Below are 22,539 nucleotides of genomic sequence, written 5' to 3' on the forward strand. Positions count from 1 at the left end.
AAATAATAATGATAAAAGTAAATATAGAAACAAAACTGATGAAAATGAAAAAAAATCACAAATCATAAGATTTAGATAATTATTATATGTCAAAAAATCATTTTAAATAAATTATTTTTTTAATTATTTTACTAAATTTAAAAATATTGCGTATAATTTATATAATGTCAAAATTTAAGAATAACGGAGAATGAATAATGTCTGAACAAGAAAAAGTTTCTGCTGAACAAAAAATTATTAATATTGCAGTGATAGCACACGTCGATGTTGGAAAGTCAACATTAGTTGATGCTTTATTAAAGCAATCAAATATTTTTCATCAAAACCAAGTTATTGTTGAACAAATAATGGATAGTAATGTTCAAGAACGTCAACGAGGAATTACTATTTATTCTAAAAATTGTTCAATCATGCATGGTAATACAAAAATTAATATTATTGATACACCTGGTCATGCTGACTTTTCCTCTGAAGTTGAAAGAATTATGAAAACAGTAGACTGTGTTATTTTACTAGTTGATAGTGTTGAAGGACCAATGCCACAAACTCGTTTTGTATTGCAAAAAGCACTAGAACATAACTTAAATCCAATTTTAATGATTAACAAAATTGATAAAAAGGACCAAAGAATTGAAGAAGTAAAAGATGAAGTATTAGAACTTTTTATGGAATTAAATGCTAATGATGAACAGTTAGACTTTCCAACACTTTATGGAATTACTAAACAAGGTATTGCCCAATATGAATTGAATCAACCAAGCGAAAATTTAGAACCATTATTTGAAACAATTATTAAACATGCTAAAATTTCTAAATTAGTAAAATATAATGAGCCTTTACAAATGCAAATTAGTTCATTAGATTATGATAGTTTTATTGGCAGAATTGGAATTGGTAGATTATTTCAAGGTACTATTTCTGAAGGACAAGAAATAATTGTTGTTGATGATTATGATTTAAAAAGAAAAGCAAAAGTAAAATATTTATTTGTTTATCAAGGATTAAAACGAGTAGCTGTTAAAAACGCTGTTGCTGGTGATATTGTTTGCATAGCGGGTATTGAAAATATAACAATTGGTAATACTATTTGTGATAAAGATAATGTTGTGCCAATGGAACCAATTACAATACAGGCTCCAACAATGTCAATGAATTTCCTTGTCAATAATTCACCATTTTCTGGAACTGAAGGTAAACTAGTAACTAGTAATAAAATTAAAGAACGTTTAACAAGAGAATTAGAAACTAATGTTGGTTTAAAAATAGAACAATTATCCGGAAGTAATGCTGATGGTTTTAAAGTTTTTGGTCGTGGTGAATTACATTTATCTGTTTTAATTGAAAATATGCGTCGCGAAGGCTTTGAATTAGGTATTTCTAAACCGGAAGTAGTATTTAAAAAAGATGAAAAAGGACACACCACTGAACCAGTCGAAGAAATTATTTTAAATCATCCTACTGAATATAGTAGTACTGTTATTAATAATTTAAATCTAAGAAAAGGTATTATGACTAATATGGATTCTGATAATGTTCGTGATAAAATTATTTTTCATATTCCAACAAGAGGATTAATTGGATTTGGTCGTCAATACGTTAATATTACTCGTGGAACGGGTGTTATGGTTCGTAGTTTCCTTACATATGAACCATTAAAAGGCGAAATTAATAATAATAGAAATGGCGTTCTAGTAAGTATGATTACAGGGACAACATTACCTTATGCTTTAAATTCTTTAGAAGAACGTGGTACTTTATTTGTTAAACCACAAACTAAAGTGTATGAAGGAATGATTATTGGTTTAAGTAATCGTGATAAAGATTTAGATGTTAATCCTTGCAAAGCAAAACAATTAACAAATACTAGAAGTTCAGGTAATGATGAAGCTGTTAGATTAACACCACCAACTATTTTTAGTTTAGAAGAATCTTTAGAATTTATTGCTAGCGATGAATTAGTTGAAGTAACACCACAAAATATTCGTATGCGTAAAAAATTCTTGACTGAAAATGAACGTAAACAAAATAGAAATCGTAAGTAATACTTACGATTTTTTGTTTAAAGATTAAAAGGATTATAATTTACACAGTTAACTGTAGATACTCAATATTCTGATTAAATATCAATAATATCATTTAAAGACAGAATTTTTTGATTTTCTTGCAATATATCTTCTATCTGTATTGTTTCATAATTAGCAAAGTTATTAACTTCATTAATCATTAATTGAATTTGCTTATCAAGCAGTTCTTTATTTTTTTTCTTTTCAATATATTTTTTTCTGCGTCTTTTTTCTCCTTCTCTTTTTTTTCTAATAAATTCAGGATTTGATTTATTTTTTTCTAAATATTGTTTTTGTCTTTCTGCATGTTTTTGTTTTTTAGTTTTAATGTTTTCAAATGAAATTTCTACAAAAATAGCGGGAGAAGGCACAAAAATAGATTCATCTTTTGTTTTTTCGTTATTGTTATTCTCTAACATTATATCCATCCTTTTTAAAATAAATAGTGTATTAAACTTATTTTATTTATTTCATCAATAAAATTATTATCTTTTTCTATATCTCAACCATTTTTTTGATCAATTTCTTTTGTTATTTTTTCCAATTCTATTTTGATTTCTTTTAAACTAGTTTTATTAATATTATTATTTAATCTTTTTTCAATATTTTGAATTTTTATATCAATTTCATAATATCAAGTGGTATCTACAACATTGCAAAGTGGTTCTTGTATTCAAGCATGGTACATTTTTCTTTCTTCAAATCCTTCTGGAAGTTTTATTTCTTCTTTAATTTCAGCAATTAATTTATATATACTTTTTATTTTTTTAACTTTACTATACATATCTTTTTATCTTCCTTTCAAAAAAATAAAAAACCCATATACTTTAAAAATTAAAATAATGAGTTGAAAACTTAAATTAAGTTTAAAAAATTATATCATAATATCTAGAATATTTGGTGTTAAATTTTTATACATATTTTTAAAATATAAAAAAATAGTTATAGATAAATAAAACTACTCAATTGAGTAGTTTTATTTATCTTCTTCAATTTTTACTGTCATTTCTTGATCATCAAAAACAAATTTAACTTTTTTATCATCTTTTTTTATTAACAGCATCACTGGGTTTATCATTTTTTTTATTTTCAAATAAAGGTTGGATGGGTTACACTTTATTGGACACTAATTACGTAGACAAGTGAACAAATTAGTGAAAAGAAAGGAACTATAATTATGGCCAATATTAACTCATATTCAGATGAATTTAAAAAACAAATAGTAGCTTTATATCAAAGTGGTAAGTCAGTGTCTTGTCTTGCTAAAGAGTACAATGTTACAAGAGCAGCTACTTACAATTGAATTAAGCAATTTACTAATTCAGGCAGTTTTAAAACTAAAGATAATCGTTCTGTTGAAGAAAATGAATTAATTAAATTAAGAAAAGAATTAAAACAGTTACGAATGGAAAATGACATTTTAAAGCAAGCAGCACTAATAATAGGCAGAAAATAGAAATTATTGCTAAAAATAAAGTTAAATATAAAATTCGTAAAATGTGTCGTTTTTTAAAAATTTCTAAATCAACATATTATTTTAATTTAAATAAAAAAGAAGATAAAATTAAAAATAATATGTATGATGAAGCTGTTATTAGTGCTTTTAAAGAAAATAAAGAAGTTTATGGAACAAGAAGATTAAAAGTTGTTCTAGAAAATAAAGGAATTTATTTATCAAGACGAAAAATTAAAAAAATTATGAATAAACATAATTTAATATCAAAATACACTAAATTATCATTCAAAAATCATAATAACAGAGTTAATAATAGTCAAGTAACAAATCTTGTTAATAGAAATTTTAATAATAGGGTTAAAAATGAAGTTATTGTCAGTGATTTAACTTATGTTCAAGTTAATGGCAAATGAAACTATATTTGCCTATTAATAGACTTATTTAACCGCGAAATTATTGGACATAGTGTTGGATTTAAAAAAGATGCATTATTAGTATATCAAGCATTTATGCAATCAAATCGCTGTTTAAAAAATATACAAATATTTCATAGTGATCGCGGTAATGAATTTAATAATAAAATTATTAATAATCTTTTATTAGCATTCAACATTAATCGTTCTTTAAGCAAAAAAGGTTGTCCTTATGACAATGCTGTTGCTGAAGCAACTTTCAAAACTTTTAAGACCGAATTTATCAATGATAAAAATTTTACATCATTAATCCAATTAAAATTAGAATTATTTGATTATATCAATTGATACAACAACATAAGAATCCACAGCACTTTAAACTACTTAACCCCCATTAAATATCAAACACAAATGTCCACCAAAAAATAGTCCTAAAAAGGGTTGCCATTCCAGGTTTTGGTTTTTTCTTTAATTCTTTTTCATTTTTTAAATAATATTTTTGAACTATATCAAAAAGTTCATTATTTAAACTACCATCTTTATATCTCTTTTTAAATTTATAAAAATACTTATAACGCTTATCTAAAATTATTGATTTAATTTCATTAAAGAGTATAAAAGCATTTCTACTTGAAAATTTATAATTATTTTTACCTATTTTTACTAAATTATCACTTATAATATTATTTATTTTAAACTTAAATCTTTTTCTTTTAAAAAGAAAAATAACTAAAATAAAAATAAAAGTTAGCATTAATAATAATATTGATAATCCTATGATTATTCAGTCCTTTATTGAAAAATCTGATCAATTAACTAAAAACATTATATTTAAATTATTTTGCATATAAATAACCCCCTAAATTTTCTTAATATATAAATTTGCGTCATTTTATAAACAAGTTCTTCTTATCTTTTATTTTGGATAAATTACATTTAAAATTACACTTCCAATAACTAAAGGGTCATCATAAGTCATTTCAACTGTTAAAGTAGTTGGTTTAATGTTCATATTATTATATTTTAAATTACCTAAAATAATTTTTTCTTTTATTAAATTTGATTGTGGATTACTTTCAATTAGTCTCTCTTTAATAACCTCCTTTACAGTTTCTGGACTTGTCATTTTCAATTTGTCTTCAGGTTTTAATTGCAGATTTGTTTTGTTTTTGAAAATTACTGCTAAAGTTTGTTTATTATCACTAATTGATGATTGTTTAGAGATCGAATCATTTGATTTTTTTTTATTTTTTTCTTCCTCTTCTTCTTCTTTTTCTCCTTCTGTTTCGGCAATAGCTGTCATACCACCAGCAATGGTGGCTCCAATTAAAGCTGCAGAGCCGATAAGACCAGCAATAATTTTTGTTGATTTCTTCTTCTTTTTCTTTTCTTCTTCTTCTGACATAAATTACAAACCTCTTTTCTAAGCCCTTAATTTTTTTCTAAGTTAATTTTACATGATTAAAAATAATCTATTGACATTTTACTTTTATTAGAGTAGAAATTTAAATAAACAATTAGTTGTATAAATTACTGATGTATTTTTTTATTTTTTGAAAATTAATAATCTTAAACATTAAAATAGTAATTATTATTACTTTTAATAAAGTTTTTTATCTTATTTTTTAAAGAACTTAGTAAAAATAAGATAAAATATTAATATTGCATTAAAGAAAAAGGTGAACGCATGTCATTTCAACAATTTAATTTACAACCATGACTAATTGAAAATTTAAAAAAAGAAAAACTAATTAATCCAACACCAGTCCAAACCGAAATTATTCCTTTAGCATTAACTAATAAAAACTTAATTATTAAAAGTGCTACTGGTAGTGGTAAAACTCATACTTATTTAATTCCAATTTTAAATAATTGTAATGTTACTTTAAAAGTAACACAAGCAGTTATTATTACACCTACTCGTGAACTTGCTCAACAAACGTTCAATTTTTTAAAAGCTTTAATCAAAGATCAAAATATTAGCATTGCTTGTTTAGTGGGTGGCAAAGATATTATTCGTCAAAATAATAATTTAAGTAATAATCAACCACAAATTGTAATTGGAACTCCAACTAGATTAAAACGTTTATATGAACTTAATATGTTAGCAATTACTACTACTAACACTTTAGTTATTGATGAATGTGATATGTTATTTGATATGGGATTCATGGAAGATTTAGATTTTTTAATTACTAAAATGAATAAAAATACTCAAATTATGACTTTTTCAGCAACAATATTAGCCCAACTAGTTACTTGATTAAAAAAATATATTACTAACGCTACTACAATTAGTATTGATAATAAATCTCAAAAAATTCAACATATTTTTATTAATCGTCATCATCAAGATAGTAAAAAACAACTACAATCATTATTAACAATGTTTGATCCTTATTTATGCTTAATTTTTGTTAATAACAAAGAAAATATTGAAGAAATTGCAAACGTCTTAATTGAAGAAAATAAAAAAGTAGCAATCTTACATGGTGGATTACCAGCACGAGAACGTTCTCAAACTTTTAAACGTATTAAAAATTTTGAATATCAATATGTTGTTTGTTCAGATATCGCAGCACGTGGTATTGATATTGAAGGGGTATCTCATGTTATCTCTTTACAATTACCGACAAATAATCTAGAATATTATTTTCATCGAGCAGGGCGAACAGGACGAGCTAACTATTCAGGTATTTCTTATGTATTTTATGATAAGAGTGATAATTCTACTATTCATAAGTTAAAAAATTTAAATGTTCCAATAGAATACTATAAAATTAAAGATAATAAGTTACTACCAGAAATTAGTAATGACAACATCGTTGCTCATAAACGAAAAATAGAAAGAAATAAAGAAGAGCAATATGTTATTAATCGCTTTAAAAAAAATAAAAATGTAACTCCTGGTTATAAGAAAAAATTTAATAAAGATTTAGAAGCAATAAAAAAAGAAACAAGAAAACAACACATTAAAGCATCAATTAAGAAAATTAAAAAAACACAAGCAATTGCAAGAAGAAAAAAACTTTTTGATGAAAATTAATAATGAAAGAGGAAGCAAGATGGAAAATGACAAATTAATTATTGGATCTCATGTTTCAATGAAAGCACCAAAATATTTATTGGGTGCTCTTGAAGAGGCTCTAAGTTATAATGCCAATACGTTTATGTTTTATACAGGTGCTCCACAAAATACAATTCGTAAACCAACCAAAGCATTATTTATTAAAGAATTTACAGAAAAACTAATTGAAAAAAATATTGATATTAATAATCTTATTGTTCATGCTCCTTACATTATTAATCTGGCTAATAGTATTAACAAAAGTACTTACCAATTAGCAGTAGATTTCTTACGACAAGAAATAATTCGCTGTCAAGATATTGGCATTAAAACTTTGGTTTTACATCCAGGTAGCGCTGTTGGTGCTTTACCACAAACTGCTTTAGAACAAATTGTTAAAGGACTAAATGCAGCATGTTTAGAAAAACAAACTGTAAAAATTGCTTTGGAAACAATGTCAGGAAAAGGTAGTGAAGTAGGAACTACTTTTGAACAACTTCAATATATTATTAATAATGTAAAAAGACCCGAACTAATTGGTGTTTGTTGAGATACTTGTCACTTATCTGATGCTGGTTATGATCTTAATAATAATTTAGAACAAATAATACAAAAATTTGATCAACTTATTGGATTAGATAAATTATTAGTTATTCATGTTAATGATTCTAAAAACCCAATCAATGCTCATAAAGATCGTCATGCTAACTTAGGAATGGGTTATCTTGGTTTTCAAACTTTAATTAACATTATTTATCATCCATTGTTGCTTACTAAAATAAAAATTTTAGAAACGCCATGAATTAATGGTCATCCACCTTATTTAAATGAAATTAAAATGATAAGAACAAAAAAATATAATAAAGAAATTTTAGAATCATTAGGAACTAGCAAATAATGAAAAGAATTGGCATTTTTGGTGGAACTTTTGATCCATTTCATAATCAACATTTAAACATTGCAAATACAGCTTATCATAAACTTTCACTTGATGAAGTTTGAATTTTACCAACAAAACAAAATCCGTTAAAAGATAGTGTCAGTGCCAGCGATCAACAAAGAGTCGATATGATTAATTTAGTTATTAAAAACTATTCTTGAATAAAATTAAATGATTATGAACTAACAAGTAAGCAACCTAGTTATACTATTAATACTATTAACTACTTTATTGAAAACTATCCAAATCACAAATTCTTTTTTATTATTGGTTCTGATAATTTATATACCTTAAATAAATGACAAGGAATTGAACAGTTAATTAATTTAGTTAAAATTATTGTTGTTAATCGCCCTCATTATCGTAAAACATTAGAACTAATGTCAAAATACAAATGTCAAAATTTAGTAGTTCGACCAAGCAGTGATATTAGCTCTGCCAAAATTAGAAATGGTGAAATTATTAATCAAATCGATATTAAAATTAATGATTATATTAACAATAATTTAATATATAGTTATGAGCGTTTAAAAGCAAATTTGGATAACAATAGAACTGAACATTGTATTAATGTTGGTAAAATGGCTGCTAAATTAGCAATCCATTATAACGAAGATGCTAATAAAGCCCTAATTGCTGGAACTTATCATGACCTTTGCAAACAATGAAGTAAAAATAAAATGACTAAATTTTTAACAAAATATAATAAAGAAATTTTACAAGAACCATTTCCAGTTTGACATGGTTATGTAGCAGCATTGTATTTAAAAAATCATTATCAGTACCATGATGATTTAGTTCTTCATGCAATTGCTAAACACACTACTGGTGCAAACGAAATGAAAACTTTAGAATTAATAGTATTATTAGCAGATAAAATATCAATTGAACGTAACCATTATTATGTTGAAGAATTAAGAAAACTTGCCTTTCAAGATTTAACTGTTGCTTTTAAATACTATCTAGAAATTTTAAAAAAGCATTTACTAGAGCAAAAAAAACCATTAAATAATAAGTTTTTAACAATATATGAAGCGTGAAGTAATAAAAATTAACAAATAGTATCTATAGTAAAATACTTATTTATTAATTATTTAATATATAATATTAAAGAAAAGGGAAGTATAACTTAAAACAGAAGATGTATTTGTTCAGTAATGATTCCAAAATTGAATACTGATATTTATTAAGTGATTGATTTAAAAAACCAGAATATAAAGATACTTTAAATTATATAATAGATAGTAATTGTCGTTATTTTTTTAATTATATTCCATTAAAAGAATTGGGTTTACCACTATAACAAATAAAAATAAATTATTAATAAGGAGAACAAATATTATGTCCAAAAAAAATAAAACAAAAATTACTGCTTCGCCGACAAAAGAAAATACAACAGCAAAAATAAAAAAAAGCGTGACTGATAAGGAAATGTTTAGTAATCTGTGTAACTTACAAAAATAACTATGTTTAATTAATTCTAGTAAATATAATTAAATGACTAGAAAGAGTGAGTTACAGATGGCTAAAAAAGATAACTTTAATAATAATGATTCAATATCAAAAGCAGTAGATTTATTACTAGAAAATACTGAAGATTTAACAACAGTTTTTAAACCTGGCGGTTTATATAAAGAATTAACAAAAAGATTAGTTGAAAAAATGTTGAATTCTGAAATGCAAAATTATTTAGGATATGAAAAAAATCAACATAGTACTACTGAAAATGCTCGTAATGGTACAAGTTCAAAAAAATTAATAACTCAACAAGGTAAAATTGAAATTGATGTACCAAGAGATCGCAATAGTAATTTTACTCCTGTAATAGTTCCTAAAAGGCAAAGAAGATTTGATGGTTTTGATCAACAAGTTCTTTCCTTGTATGCAAAAGGAATGACATTATCTGACATTAGAATGCAGTTGCAAGAGTTATATCATGGTGCTGATATTAGTGAAAGTGTTATTAGTCAAATTACTGATGATGTTATTGATGATGTTAAAGCATGACAAAATCGACCATTAGAAAGTATTTATCCTATTGTTTATTTTGATTGTATAGTAGTTAAAGTACGACAAGATAAACGGATTATTAACAAATCAGTTTATATAGCATTAGGAGTTGATTTAGAAGGCAAAAAAGATGTTTTAGGATTATGAATTAGTGAAAATGAAGGTTCTAAGTTTTGATTATCTAATTTCACAGAAATGAAAAATCGTGGCTTAAATGATATTCTTATTGCTTGTAGTGATAATTTAACAGGCATGTCAGAAGCAATACAATCAGTTTATCCTAAAACAGAACATCAATTATGCATTGTTCATCAAATTAGAAATAGTTTAAAATATGTTTCATACAAACATCGAAAAGGTCTAGTTGCAGATTTAAAACCAATTTATAGTGCATGTAGTGAAGAACAAGCAATGCAAGCTTTAGAATCGTTTGAAAGTAAATGAAATAAACAATATCCTCAAATTACTAAATCTTGATATAAAAATTGAGATAATTTAATGGTTTTTATTAGTTATCCAGATTTATACTACAAATGCTATTGAATCTGTTAATAGTCAATTACGAAAAATCATCAGAAATAAAAAAGTTTTTCCTAATGATATGGCAGTTTTCAAAATATTTTACTTGGCAATTGAAAATATAACAAAAAAATGAACATTGCCTATTCAAAATTGAAATACAGCAATTGCTCATTTTATGATAAAATTTGAAGACAGAATTAATCTAAATTAGTAACTTTGTAAAACAAAGATACACAGATTATTAAAAAGCCTCTTGAAATTAATAATTATTAATTTAACATTATTGAAAAATTGATTTCAATTAAATTACATAATTAATCTCTAATGAAAAATAATTAAATTATTTTTCATTAGAGATTTTTAATATTTATATTTTCTAATTTTATTAAACTTCTAATCACTTTAAAATTAAAATTTTACTTCTTAAATTCCAAATTTAATATTGATAACTGATCAGATGAAATTTCACTAGGACTATTTGTTAATAAACAAATACCACGATTATTTTTAGGAAAAGCAATAGTATCACGAATTGATTCATTCTTAATTAAAAGCATTAATAAACGATCAATGCCAAAAGCAATACCACCATGTGGAGGAACTCCGTAATTAAAAGCTGATAAGAAAAAACCAAATTTATTTTCAATTTCTGTTTTACTTAAATCTAATAATTCAAAAATCTTTTTCTGTAATTTATAATCATGAATTCTAATGCTCCCACCAGCAATTTCAAAACCATTTAAAACCAAATCATAAGCATCTGCAGTTAAAGTTCCTAAATCTTTATTTTTTATATCTAATAATTTTTCAGGATTTTTTGGACTTGTAAAAGGATGATGACAAGCTTGTCATTTATTTTCTTCCTGTTCAAACATTGGTCAATCAATAATTCAAATAAATTCAAAGTTTTCAATATTATTCATAAAATCTTTATGATTAATTCGTTTTGACAAATCATTAATATAAAAACTTCTAATAGCACCCATAACTTTATTAGCAATATCTTGTTGTTCATATACGAAAATTAAAAAATTATTATTATATTTTATTTTTGATATTTCTTCTGATAAAACTAAATCATCAAACTTTACTTTAGAATTATTATGAATAATTTTTTTCTTAATTAAGTCATAAATTATTAATGTTTTTCCTCCATGCTGATTGCTAATTTCTGTTAATTTTTTTATAGTTGTTTCGTTCATTTTATCATTAACTATAAAACCCTTATAAATAAATCCATCACTATTATTGTTAATATTAATATTTATTAACTTACATGTACAACGTAAATCGGGTTTATCACTACCATATAAATCCATTGCTTGATCATAGGTAATTGATGAAAATGTTGAAGGAATATTACCAATTTTTAAAGTATTAAAAAGACTTATTAGCATATTTTCTACTATTAATTTAATTTCTTTACTAGTAGTAAATGCCATTTCTAAGTCTAATTGTTGAAATTCGGGTTGTCTATCAGCACGAAAATCTTCATCACGAAAACATTTAGCGATTTGATAATATTTGTCAATACCTGATATCATTAATAATTGCTTATAAATTTGTGGTGATTGTGGTAAAGCATAAAAATTTTTTTTTTGAATACGAGCAGGAACTAAAAAATCACGAGCACCTTCTGGTGTTGATTTTGTTAAGCAAGGAGTATCAATTTCTAAAAAATTATTTTGATTCAAAAATGTTCGTAAACAACTAAGAACTTGGTGTTTAAATTTAATATTATAATTCATTGCTGGTCTTCTTAAATCTAAATAGCGATATTGTAAACGTAATTCTTCACTAGCAAGCGTATTATCATTTTTAATAACAAATGGTAAATTAATAGAATTGCTTAATATTTCAATATCTTTTGCTACTACTTCAATCATATCATTAGCAGTTTTTGCATCTTTATTTTTTCGTAAGACAACTGTTCCAATTACTTTTAAAACAGATTCAACTTTAACATTTTTTATTTCTTGATAATATCCGTTATCTGGTTTAACAATGACTTGTGTTGTTCCGTACATATCACGTAAATCAATAAAAATACCAAATTTATTAATACGAATATCTTTAACTCAACCACTAATAATAATTTCTTTTGTAATATCACCCTGCGTTAAATTACCACATGTATGAGTTCTAAAGAGTTTTTCCATATTCTTCATTCTCCTCTAATAATAGATTTTTAACCTTACTAAGCAATTGCTGTTCAGTATCAAAAATTAATTTTATCATTTCTTTTTTAACAAAAGAATAAAAACTAACCTGATTTTTTTCTTTTAAAAATAGTATATTTTTGGCTAAACTACGATCAATAATCTGTGACTTATTTTTATCTTGATATAAATTATATTCCATATCAATATGATAATTTTCTTTACGTAATTGTAATAATAAATCGGAAGCCATTATTAATCCTAATTCGCTTAAAGCAATAATTTGTAAATCAATAATTGGTGGTTTATTAATATTTTTATTTTCTACCAATAATAACATTAATCTTTCAATACCAATTGCAAAACCAATAGCAGGAATTTTTAATGGTGAGCCCAATTCATTAAATAAATTATCATATCTACCACCACCAAGTAAAGTATTTTGACTTTCACCAATTCGTGAATCAATAGTAGTTATTTCAAAAATAATACCATTATAATAATCTAAACCACGAACTAAATGCTCATCAATAATAAAATTAACTTTATTATTTTTTAAACTATTAATAATAGTTGTAAAATATGTTTTTTCTTCATTAGTTAAAAAATCATTTAAATATGGTATTTCTAAATTTAATTTAGTACAAATTTTACAATCAAGAACTCTTAGTGGTGATACATTAACTCTAATTTGACAATTTTCACACAATTGCTTACTTTGATTTAATAATTGTTCTTTAAGTGCTATTTGATATTTATTTTTTGTTTCATTAGATCCAAAATAATTAATATTTAAAGTTAAATTTGGTATTGAAAAACTTTTTATCATTTCTAAGGCCATCATCATTACTTCAACATCAACTAAAGGATGTTTAACACCAACAGTTTCGATACCAAATTGATTAAATTGACGTTGACGCCCTTTTTGAGGTCTTTCATATCGAAACATCGAACCATAATAAAAATACTTTAACGTTTGCTTAGATTTATATAATTTATTTTCAATTATAGCACGAACAATACCTGCTGTTCCTTCAGGACGAAGAGCTAATAATCTATCATTTTTATCATTAAATTGATAAATTTCTTTCTGAATAATATCAGTTGTATCTCCCACAGCTCGTAAAAATAGTTGAGCATTTTCAAAAATAGGAGTAATAAATTCTTGATAATTATATTTAATTGCAGACTGTGTTAAAGATTTAATAATATTACGATATATAATAACCTCTTCATTATACATATCACGTGTTCCTCTTGGCTTTTGAAATTGCATACTTTTTTTTACTCCTTTTAATAAAAAATAAATCTTCTAAAAAAACGTTCCTTTATTTTAGGAACGTTTCTTAACGCGGTACCATCCTAATTCATTTACAAAATAAATGCACTTAATTATAATTTATCATATTTAATTAATTAATAATACAAGCTATTTAATGTCATAAAATTAGTTAACCAGTGTTTGCACCAACCACACCGTCTCTTAATGTTTACCCTAAATTTACTTTTAAATGCTGAAAATATTATACTAAAATATTACATAATTATTCTGTTTATTGCAATAATATCAGGAATTTTTTTAATTGATGAAATAATTTGATGTAAACGTTCAATATTAGAAACTTTAATTAAAATTTTTAAACTTCCATGATTTTCCTTAAGTTTATTATTAGCATCAATACTTTGAATTTGTGCCTTTAAATAGCCCAAAATATTTAAAACATCAGTCATCAATGCTGGTCGATCTAAATATTGAATTTGAATTTTTGAATTATAAAGATGATGACTGGTTGCTAATAAATTTCATTTAGTATCAATAATACGTTCTTTCCGCTCTGGCAAACTAACATTACGACAAATTAAACGATGAACTTTAATACCTTGCCCTTTAGTAATATAACCCGCAATTGGTTCATCAGGAATAGGTAAGCAACAATGAGCCAATGATGTTTTAGTATTGGGGGCATTTTCAATAATAATTTCATTATTACTACTTAAATTCATTGTTGTTTGTTGTTTAGTTTTTAATTCTTGAAATGTTGCTGAATCACTATATAAAATAGTAGTAACCGCCTGTTCAATTGTATAAGTTCCATTAGCAACATCTAAGCAAAAATCTTCATACGTTTTATATTTTAATGATCTAATTCTTGACATAATAACATTACGTTTTGCAATTTTTCAACGAATGTGATTTTCAATAATATATTCTTCTATTTTTTCCTTTGTTTTTTTTATTTTCTCTTTGTTTTCTGTATCTTTAATTTTATTTTCTTGATTAAATTTTTCTTGCTGATTATTTAAATATTTTTTTATTTTATGTTGAGCAAAATTGGTCTTAACAATATTTAATCAATCACGAGAAGGACGTGCAGTTTTAGCAGTTTTAATTTCAACAATATCCCCTGATTTTAAAACAGTATTAATAGGAGAATAAATACCATTTATTCTTGCACCCACTGTTGTTTCACCAATTTCAGTATGAACTTTAAAAGCAAAATCTAAAACAGTTGAACCAAATGGTAATGTTATAACATTACCATTTGGAGTTAATACATAAATTAAATCACTAAAAATATCTTGTCGAATTTCTTTTTCTAAATTATTATCTTTGGCAATATTATCTGCTAATATGTTTTCATCAACATTTGGATTTAAGTCATTTAAATTTAATATTTCTTGAAAAATATTTAATTTTTCATCAATTTCTGCTTGACGTTTCTTAGGATTTTTATTTTCCCCTTCTTTATATCTTCAATGCGAAGCTGCACCTGCTTCAGCAAAATCTTCCATTTCTTCAGTTCTAATTTGTAATTCATAAATTTCATTATCAAAAACAACAGATGTATGTAATGATTGATACATATTATTTTTTGGTGTTGCAATATAATCTTTAAATCTACCCGGAACAGGAGTAAAACTTTGATGAATATAACCCAAAATGGCATAACAACTATCAATAGAATTAGTAACAACTCTAATTGCTAAAATATCATGTATATCATCAAAATCTTTTCCAAAATAATACATTTTACGATAAATAGAATATAAGTGTTTACTACGACCATAAATTTTAAAAATTAAATTTTTATGTTGTGATAATGTTTTACTTAATTCTTTAATAATTTCATTAACTAATTTTTCACGTTTTTCACGATCTAAATTAATAAGGTTATCAATTTTTTTATACTCTTTAGGATGTAATACTGCAAAAGAACGATCTTCTAGTTCTGATTGTAATTTACGCATACCTAAACGATGAGCAATAGAAGCATAAACTTCTAAAGTTTCTTTAGCAATAATTATTTGTTTTTCAGGATTTAAAAAATTAATAGTTCTAATATTATGTAAACGATCTGCCATTTTAATAATAATGACACGAATATCATGAGCTAAACTTAAATATAATTTACGTAAATAATTAGCTTTAATTTCATTTCTTTTTTCTTTTGCAAAATGGCTAACTTTAGTTACAGCTAAAACTAAATTAGCAACTTCCAAACCAAATTCTGCTACTAACTCATCAAAAGTTGTTGGTGTATCTTCTAAAATATCATGTAAAAATCCTGCTTGTATTGAAGAGACATCTAAATGCCATAATACTAAATTGTATGCTGTTGATAAAACATGATAAACATAAGGATCACCATTCTTTCGATATTGATCTTTATGTTTTAATAATGCATATTCATAAGCTACTTTAATTTTTGTAATTTGCTTAGGATCTTTGATAAATGTTTTTGCTTCCGCTAATAATTGATTAAAATCTTTACAAGTTAAATTATTCATTATTTACTACTTATTAAAACTTAATTATTTCTAACAGCGGAATATTATCAAAATGATGTTTATTAGCAAATTCAGAAAGCGAAATTAAAGCAGCAATACCAACTGATTGAGCGTTACTTTGCTTTATTAAATTAAGACAAGCATTAATTGTCCCTGAAGTTGCAATCAAATCATCAATTATTACTACTTTATCTTTTGTTGAAAGTACATTTTGCTGCATTTCTAATATAGCAGTACCGTACTCTAAATCATAAGTTACTTTATAGGTTTTACCTGGTAATTTACCTTTTTTACGTGCAAGAACTAATTTAATACCCAACTTATATGCTATAGCAGCACCAAAAATAAATCCTCTTGCTTCAGGTGCTAAAATTGCTGTTGCTCCACATTTTTTAATAAAATCTACAAAAATATTAACAACACTTTGAAATGCTTCTGGATTACTTAATATTGGGTTAATATCTTTAAATTGGATACCTTTAATTGGAAAATCAGGAATATTAATAATAATTTTTTTTAATGATTCTTTTGTCATTGCAACCACCTATTCATTAATACCTTTAATAACATATTCATCTGCACCAATGAAATGTTTTTTAATTTTATTAATACGTTTTTTATATCTATAAACTCTTCATTTCTCAAAATAAGTTCAAATAAAAGGAGCAATAAAGTAAGATGATACTAAACTTACTATACAACCTATTAATAATGATAAACTAACTATTCAGAAACTAGGAATAATAAACATAACAATTACTGATGTTATTAATACTACACCATTAATAACTAATGTTCTTGGTAAAGCCTTTTGAACACTTTTATTTGAAATTTGAATTATTTCTTCTGTGCTAATAACTTGTGTTTGATTATTATTAATCTTAATTTCACGAATATTATCAAAAATTGACATAATACTAATTATTGTTAAAATCATTACTCCCAATAATATTCCAACAATTGAAGTAGAAATTACAATTTGGAAAATACTAATAATAGCAAGTGTCATTAGTAAACTAAAAATAATAGCTAAAATTAAAGGAATAACATAAGTCAATTGAAATCTAATAATAATATAAATTAAAATAACAATAAAAGATAAAGCAATTGAAATAATCATATTAACTAATAAATCTACACCTGACTTAGCAACAACTAGATCAATTTCTCCTCATTGTAAAATAGATTCTTGTTTTCAATTTCTAGTAATCTCTCCTAAAAAATTCTTAAACCTTTGCTGCATACTTTGAGAATTTACTGTTGTTTGAACAATAATCTTAAACTGATATGGTTTTCCTTCACCACCAGCAATTAAGGAAAAATTAATATTTTTAAAATATTTACTAAATTGACTATTATTTTGAATTTCTTTATTAATAAAATCTTTTGCTAATTCTGCTTCTTTAATAATATTGTAACTAGGATCACTTGGATCTTGAGTAATTGTACCCATTCCAACAAAATCAGTTCGTTGATCAAAACCAGAACCAAAATTAGAACCAATTACACCATAAGTAATACCTGAAGCAAGAACAATAACAGCAGAACCTGAAAGAATTCATTTTGTTAATTTATGAAAATAATTTCAGTTACTTATTTTAAGTTTTGAAAAAACATTTTTAAAATTAACTAATATTTTTTTGTCTTTTGCTTTAACTATTTGAATTTTTAACGGTTTTAATGCATTAATTAATTCTTGTTTCAATTTATTAATTTCTTGTGAAAGATTTAATTTTAAATCTTTTACTTTTGACTTATAAACTGATCTTGATTTACTATGTTCTTTTTTTAATTGCTGCTTATCAACTTTAAATTTTTTAATTAATGGTTTAACTTTATTTTTATAATTAATTTTAAACTGACATTTTTCTGAAATTAATTGTTTTTTTATTTTTTTATCATCAGTTTTAATATTATTTGTATCTATTGAATTATTTAAAACTATAGTGCTTTTTCTACTAATATTATTAGTTCCTAAAAGTTGAGGTTTATTTTCTAACCAGTTATTTCGTAATAATGTTCATAACATTAATCTTAATAAGATAATTCCAAAAATAATTACACCAAAAGTAGCAATAGAAGTCATAATAATAAAATCTTTGATAGCACGAGTTCCAAATCAGAAAATAGTTAAATTAACAATTAAAATAATAGCGCTACAATCTAATGAAGAAGATAATGTTTTCTTATTTGCTGATTTAAAAGCACTAATCAAAGTTTTACCTTGCATATATTCATTTTTAAAACGTTCCAACAAATTAATAATCGTATCTAATAATAGTGCAAAACCAATAATTAAAGCAATTACGCTTTCAGGAGCAATTATGCCATTAATGAAAACAAAACTAACAATAGTAAATAATAAAAATAATGATATTATAATTAGAACAATAACTCCTAACATACGATAATAAAACAGAACAATAGTCATAAGAACAAAGGTAACTAATATAATAATAACAACTGCAATTTTTAAAGATGTTGCACCTAGCGTTGGACTAACATTAGCATAAGATAACATAGTAAAATTATTTTTTGACAATCCTGATGTTAAAACACTTTTCATTTGTTCAACTGTTTCAAGATTAAAAGTATCTGAATTAATTGAAATACTATTGTTAGTTACTTTAACTTCACCAACTCAATATGGAATATAACGATAATCAATAACATCTTCATGTAAAATATCTGAAACATCTGGTAAACGTAATAAATCTTTAATATAAGGCAATCATGCATTCATAGGTGAACCAACAATAGGGGAAGCAAAAGGATCAAAGCGATTAGCAGGATCATATGTATTTTTTTCATCATTAGTATCAACAGAAAGACTATGAACTGAACCTAAATTATCAGAATAAATTCAATTAATACCAAATTGACCATTTTGATTAGGATTTAATAGTCGTGCTAAAGTAGGGTCTTGTGCTTTAGCTCTAGCTAAAATATCAGTACCTTTACCAAGACCTGGTGTATTATTATCTAATAATGATGTTAATGATGCTTTAATCTTACCATCAGTATCATTTTTAAGATTATCAATTATAAAAGCAAGGGAGCGAATACCCTCCATACTACTTCGAATATAATCTAATAACTGACCAATATCTGAATAAATGTAAAATGTATTTTCTTTGGCAGAAGTAAGTTCTTTTAAAACTGAATCATTTTTAACATCAAAAACAAGTTCTGGGCGATGAGTAACAGAATTATTAACAGCTTTAATAGCAGAAAACACATCACTAGTTAATAATCTTTTATCTCTTTTTGTTCAAGTAGTATCTTTGTCATCTTTCTTTTCGGTTACTAATAAGTCATTACCATCTTTATCAACAATATAAGAATAACCACGTCGTGATACACTATGAACAAAAGTAGAAATATCAACTCCCGCATCTTTACTCAACGCTAAATTATACTTATTATTATTACTGCTAGTAATGCTTTCAATGTCAACGTTACTAGTACCTAAAGGGTCAACTCTGTCTTTTAATAAATTAATAACATCTTTTTGTTTACCTTTACCATCATATTGAACTTGTGTTTGATAACCACCAGCAAACTCAATACTTAATTTACTATTATTTTCAACATATTTAGCACTAAACACTACTGAAATTATTATTGTAGAAACAATAATTATTAAACTAAAAATTCTTAAAAAAAATCCAAGATTTTTAGTTTTTCTTGTCTTAGAAGAAGTGTTCATATTTCTTCACTCCTAAATCAATTTATTTGTATAAACATAGATTGTATATTATTTAAGCACTATATAAGAATACCAACATTCGTTATAAATAACAATTGTTTTACAGTAATATCAAAAATAATTATTTTCTAAATAAAATTATATTATTATTAATATACTCTTTACCAATAATTGTTATTTTACGACCCTTAGTTGTCTTAGTAATTAAACCACAATGAATAAGTCAAGGTTCATAATGAATTTCAAGATTTTTTCTTTCTTCATTCAAAAGTTGACAAATAGTTTCAATACTCAAACTTTTATCTAAATTTACATTATTAAACAATGCTAAATATGCCAATTGTAAACTATCTAACCCTAAAGGATAAATTTGCAAAAAAAATAAAATTTGCAAAATATTAGTTTCATTTAAATCTACATTCATAACAACGCAATAATTATACAATTGTTTAATGATGTTAATAATGAGTCGCGGAATATTACAACAATGATTAGCAATAATATTTATTATATTATTTTCTAATTTTCAATTTAAACTCAAAGAAACTTGTGAAATAATACTTTTAATATCCTGATAATTATAATCAGATAATTTTAAAATATTAGGAATACGACTTATCAACGCTTTAGTTAAGATTCCTACTTTATTAGTAGCACCAATAAATGTAAAAGTGGGTAAATTAATTTTAACAATTTTATTATTATAATCTTTACCAATCATAATATTAATAAAATTACCTTCTAATGCAGAATATAATACTTCTAATATTTCATAGTTAACAACATGAATTTCATCAATAAAAACTATATCAGATTGTTTGATATTTGCTAAAATACTAATAATATCACTAGTTTTATTAATGCTTGTTCCTTCTAAACTATGAAAATTTACTTGCAATTCTTCTGCTATTAATCGTGCAATAGTTGTTTTTCCAATACCAAGAGGACCAATCAATAAAATATGACTTAAAGCAATATTTTGAATTTTACTACCTTTGATTAAAATTAGAATACGTTCAATAACATTATTTTGTCCAACAAAATTATTAAAACTACTAATACCCATATTTTATTTCCTTAATAGCTAATGCAATAATTTCTTCAACTTCCAAATCTCAATTAATATTTCTTAATAAAAAATTATTAATTACTATTGAACTAAAACCTAATTTTAATAATGTATCAAATACTAAATCTGATTTTTCATTTTGACTAGTTGTTAAATTACTTACTACTTTAATATGATTACTAAAATAATTAATAATATTATTAGCAATTTTATGAGTTATACCTTTACACTTTTGCAATATCTTATAATCTTGTTTGCTTATAGCCAACTTAATACTATCAAGTGATAGTTGATTTAATAATCTTAAAGCAGTTTTTGGTCCAATATTACTAATATTAAGTAAGTGAATAAAAAAGGTTTTTATTGGTTTTGATACAAACCCAAAAAATTGTTCATAAGTTGGTTTTTGATGAAAATAAACATAAATTTTTACTTTAATATTTAATGGTAATGTTTGTAAATTAACACCTTCAATAATATATCCATGATCATTACATTCAAAAATAATTTTATTTTCATAAAATTCTTTAATAATACCTAAAAATATTCATCCATAACTTATTCCTCTTTTTCTATTCTTACTATTAATTAGATGAAAAAGAAAAATAAACCTTTTTATTTTTTAAAATTATGTTCAATTGAAAGCACATCATCATCATTTTCAATTGTTTCTAACAATATATCAATTAATTTAATTTGTTGTTGATCAGTAATGGTAATCAATTCATGGGGAATATTAACAATTTCATTACTAATAAAATCATTAATATTATTTTTTTCTAATAAATTAGTTACAGCATTTAACTGTTTAGGATTAACTTCAATATCAATAATATCTTCATTTTTTTCAATATTAAAAATTTCAAAATCAATTATTAACTCCAATATTTCTTCAACTGATAATAAACTTGAAAATTGAATTACCCCCGTTGTTTGAAATAAATATTGAACAGAATTAGTAGCAGCTAAATGACCACCCAATTTATTAAAATAACTTCGAATATTACTTCCAGTTCGATTTTTATTATCAGTTAAACAATGAATAATTATGGCAATATTACTTGGTCCATATCCTTCATAAGTGACTGCTTCATAATTAGTTGTTTCATTTTTATTACTAGCTTTATTAATAGCACGATTAATATTATCCTTTGGCATATTTATACGTCGTGCTTTTTCTAACATTAATTTTAATCGTGGATTATTTTCAACATTTGCACCACCTAATTTAACAGCAACATAAATTTCTCTTGATAATTTTTGAAAAATTTTACCACGTTTGTTATCTTGGGCATCTTTACGATGTTTAATATTTGCATATTGTGAATGTCCAGCCATATTC

At 24.3% G+C, this 22,539-nt stretch carries 18 protein-coding genes and 1 pseudogene; 7 read left to right on the forward strand and 12 right to left on the reverse strand.

Annotated elements, in window-relative coordinates:
* The first annotated feature begins 197 nt into the window (after positions 1 to 197).
* Positions 198 to 2,042 (forward strand): translational GTPase TypA, encoded by a 1,845-nt coding sequence (gene typA, locus AACK89_RS04855; RefSeq protein ID WP_338977612.1) that lies wholly within the window; start codon positions 198 to 200, stop codon positions 2,040 to 2,042.
* Between the two features lie 74 nt (positions 2,043 to 2,116).
* On the opposite strand, the gene AACK89_RS04860 is transcribed toward typA, so the two are convergent.
* Both AACK89_RS04860 and AACK89_RS04865 read right to left on the reverse strand, forming a co-directional pair.
* Positions 2,117 to 2,482, reverse strand: a complete 366-nt coding sequence (locus tag AACK89_RS04860; protein WP_338977614.1) for a hypothetical protein — start codon at positions 2,480 to 2,482, stop codon at positions 2,117 to 2,119.
* A 14-nt stretch (positions 2,483 to 2,496) separates the two neighbouring features.
* Positions 2,497 to 2,847, reverse strand: a complete 351-nt coding sequence (locus tag AACK89_RS04865; RefSeq protein ID WP_338977615.1) for a hypothetical protein — start codon at positions 2,845 to 2,847, stop codon at positions 2,497 to 2,499.
* Between the two features lie 393 nt (positions 2,848 to 3,240).
* Between AACK89_RS04865 and AACK89_RS04870 the strand changes: the two genes are divergently transcribed.
* Positions 3,241 to 4,361 (forward strand): IS3 family transposase gene (locus AACK89_RS04870; RefSeq protein WP_338977618.1). Its coding sequence is split into 2 segments (ribosomal slippage): positions 3,241 to 3,484 and positions 3,484 to 4,361, totalling 1,122 coding nucleotides; the frame shifts between segments, so codons are not numbered across the junction.
* Here the strand turns inward: AACK89_RS04870 and AACK89_RS04875 are convergent.
* Both AACK89_RS04875 and AACK89_RS04880 read right to left on the reverse strand, forming a co-directional pair.
* On the reverse strand, positions 4,327 to 4,779 hold the full coding sequence (locus tag AACK89_RS04875; RefSeq protein ID WP_338977621.1) for a hypothetical protein: 453 nt from the start codon (positions 4,777 to 4,779) through the stop codon (positions 4,327 to 4,329). The genes AACK89_RS04870 and AACK89_RS04875 overlap by 35 nt on opposite strands.
* Before the next feature lie 69 nt (positions 4,780 to 4,848).
* Entirely contained in the window at positions 4,849 to 5,337 is a 489-nt protein-coding gene (locus tag AACK89_RS04880) for a hypothetical protein (RefSeq protein WP_338977622.1), read from the reverse strand.
* Between the two features lie 282 nt (positions 5,338 to 5,619).
* On the opposite strand from AACK89_RS04880, the gene AACK89_RS04885 reads away from it, so the two are divergent.
* The 5 genes and pseudogenes from AACK89_RS04885 to AACK89_RS04905 all read left to right on the forward strand — a co-directional run bounded on the left by AACK89_RS04885 (position 5,620) and on the right by AACK89_RS04905 (position 10,682).
* Positions 5,620 to 6,978, forward strand: coding sequence for a DEAD/DEAH box helicase (locus AACK89_RS04885; RefSeq protein WP_338977624.1), 1,359 nt, complete (start codon positions 5,620 to 5,622; stop codon positions 6,976 to 6,978).
* Positions 6,979 to 6,997: 19 nt separating this feature from the next.
* The gene (locus AACK89_RS04890; RefSeq protein ID WP_338977627.1) at positions 6,998 to 7,897 is read left to right on the forward strand and encodes a deoxyribonuclease IV; all 900 of its coding nucleotides are present in this window, start codon (positions 6,998 to 7,000) and stop codon (positions 7,895 to 7,897) included.
* A complete protein-coding gene (locus AACK89_RS04895; protein WP_338977629.1) occupies positions 7,897 to 8,994 on the forward strand; it encodes a nicotinate-nucleotide adenylyltransferase in 1,098 nt (365 codons plus the stop codon). Before AACK89_RS04890 ends, AACK89_RS04895 begins: the two co-directional genes overlap by 1 nt.
* Positions 8,995 to 9,280: 286 nt before the next feature.
* Positions 9,281 to 9,403 (forward strand): hypothetical protein, encoded by a 123-nt coding sequence (locus AACK89_RS04900; protein WP_338977630.1) that lies wholly within the window; start codon positions 9,281 to 9,283, stop codon positions 9,401 to 9,403.
* Between the two features lie 57 nt (positions 9,404 to 9,460).
* Positions 9,461 to 10,682 (forward strand): annotated as a pseudogene (locus AACK89_RS04905) (IS256 family transposase).
* A 205-nt stretch (positions 10,683 to 10,887) separates the two neighbouring features.
* On the opposite strand, the gene aspS reads toward AACK89_RS04905, so the two are convergent.
* The 8 genes from aspS to AACK89_RS04945 form a co-directional block, all read right to left on the reverse strand.
* A complete protein-coding gene (aspS, locus tag AACK89_RS04910) occupies positions 10,888 to 12,630 on the reverse strand; it encodes an aspartate--tRNA ligase (RefSeq protein ID WP_338977632.1) in 1,743 nt (580 codons plus the stop codon).
* The gene (gene hisS / locus AACK89_RS04915; RefSeq protein ID WP_338977635.1) at positions 12,614 to 13,906 is read right to left on the reverse strand and encodes a histidine--tRNA ligase; all 1,293 of its coding nucleotides are present in this window, start codon (positions 13,904 to 13,906) and stop codon (positions 12,614 to 12,616) included. The genes aspS and hisS overlap by 17 nt, the downstream gene beginning before the upstream one ends.
* A 260-nt stretch (positions 13,907 to 14,166) precedes the next feature.
* On the reverse strand, positions 14,167 to 16,419 hold the full coding sequence (locus AACK89_RS04920; RefSeq protein WP_338977637.1) for a RelA/SpoT family protein: 2,253 nt from the start codon (positions 16,417 to 16,419) through the stop codon (positions 14,167 to 14,169).
* A 13-nt stretch (positions 16,420 to 16,432) separates the two neighbouring features.
* Positions 16,433 to 16,954: an adenine phosphoribosyltransferase gene (locus AACK89_RS04925; protein ID WP_338977639.1), complete on the reverse strand. Its 522-nt coding sequence runs from the start codon at positions 16,952 to 16,954 to the stop codon at positions 16,433 to 16,435.
* A gap of 9 nt (positions 16,955 to 16,963) precedes the next feature.
* The gene (gene secDF / locus AACK89_RS04930; RefSeq protein WP_338977641.1) at positions 16,964 to 20,128 is read right to left on the reverse strand and encodes a protein translocase subunit SecDF; all 3,165 of its coding nucleotides are present in this window, start codon (positions 20,126 to 20,128) and stop codon (positions 16,964 to 16,966) included.
* Between the two features lie 121 nt (positions 20,129 to 20,249).
* Positions 20,250 to 21,194: an AAA family ATPase gene (locus AACK89_RS04935; protein ID WP_338977643.1), complete on the reverse strand. Its 945-nt coding sequence runs from the start codon at positions 21,192 to 21,194 to the stop codon at positions 20,250 to 20,252.
* Positions 21,184 to 21,816: a Holliday junction branch migration protein RuvA gene (gene ruvA / locus AACK89_RS04940; protein ID WP_338979287.1), complete on the reverse strand. Its 633-nt coding sequence runs from the start codon at positions 21,814 to 21,816 to the stop codon at positions 21,184 to 21,186. The genes AACK89_RS04935 and ruvA overlap by 11 nt, the downstream gene beginning before the upstream one ends.
* Positions 21,813 to 22,535 (reverse strand): YebC/PmpR family DNA-binding transcriptional regulator, encoded by a 723-nt coding sequence (locus AACK89_RS04945; RefSeq protein ID WP_338977646.1) that lies wholly within the window; start codon positions 22,533 to 22,535, stop codon positions 21,813 to 21,815. The genes ruvA and AACK89_RS04945 overlap by 4 nt, the downstream gene beginning before the upstream one ends.
* Positions 22,536 to 22,539 lie beyond the last annotated feature (4 nt).

This window comes from Spiroplasma endosymbiont of Panzeria rudis (assembly GCF_964019705.1).
Classification (GTDB): Bacteria; Bacillota_I; Bacilli_A; order Mycoplasmatales; family VBWQ01; genus Spiroplasma_E; species Spiroplasma_E ixodetis_A.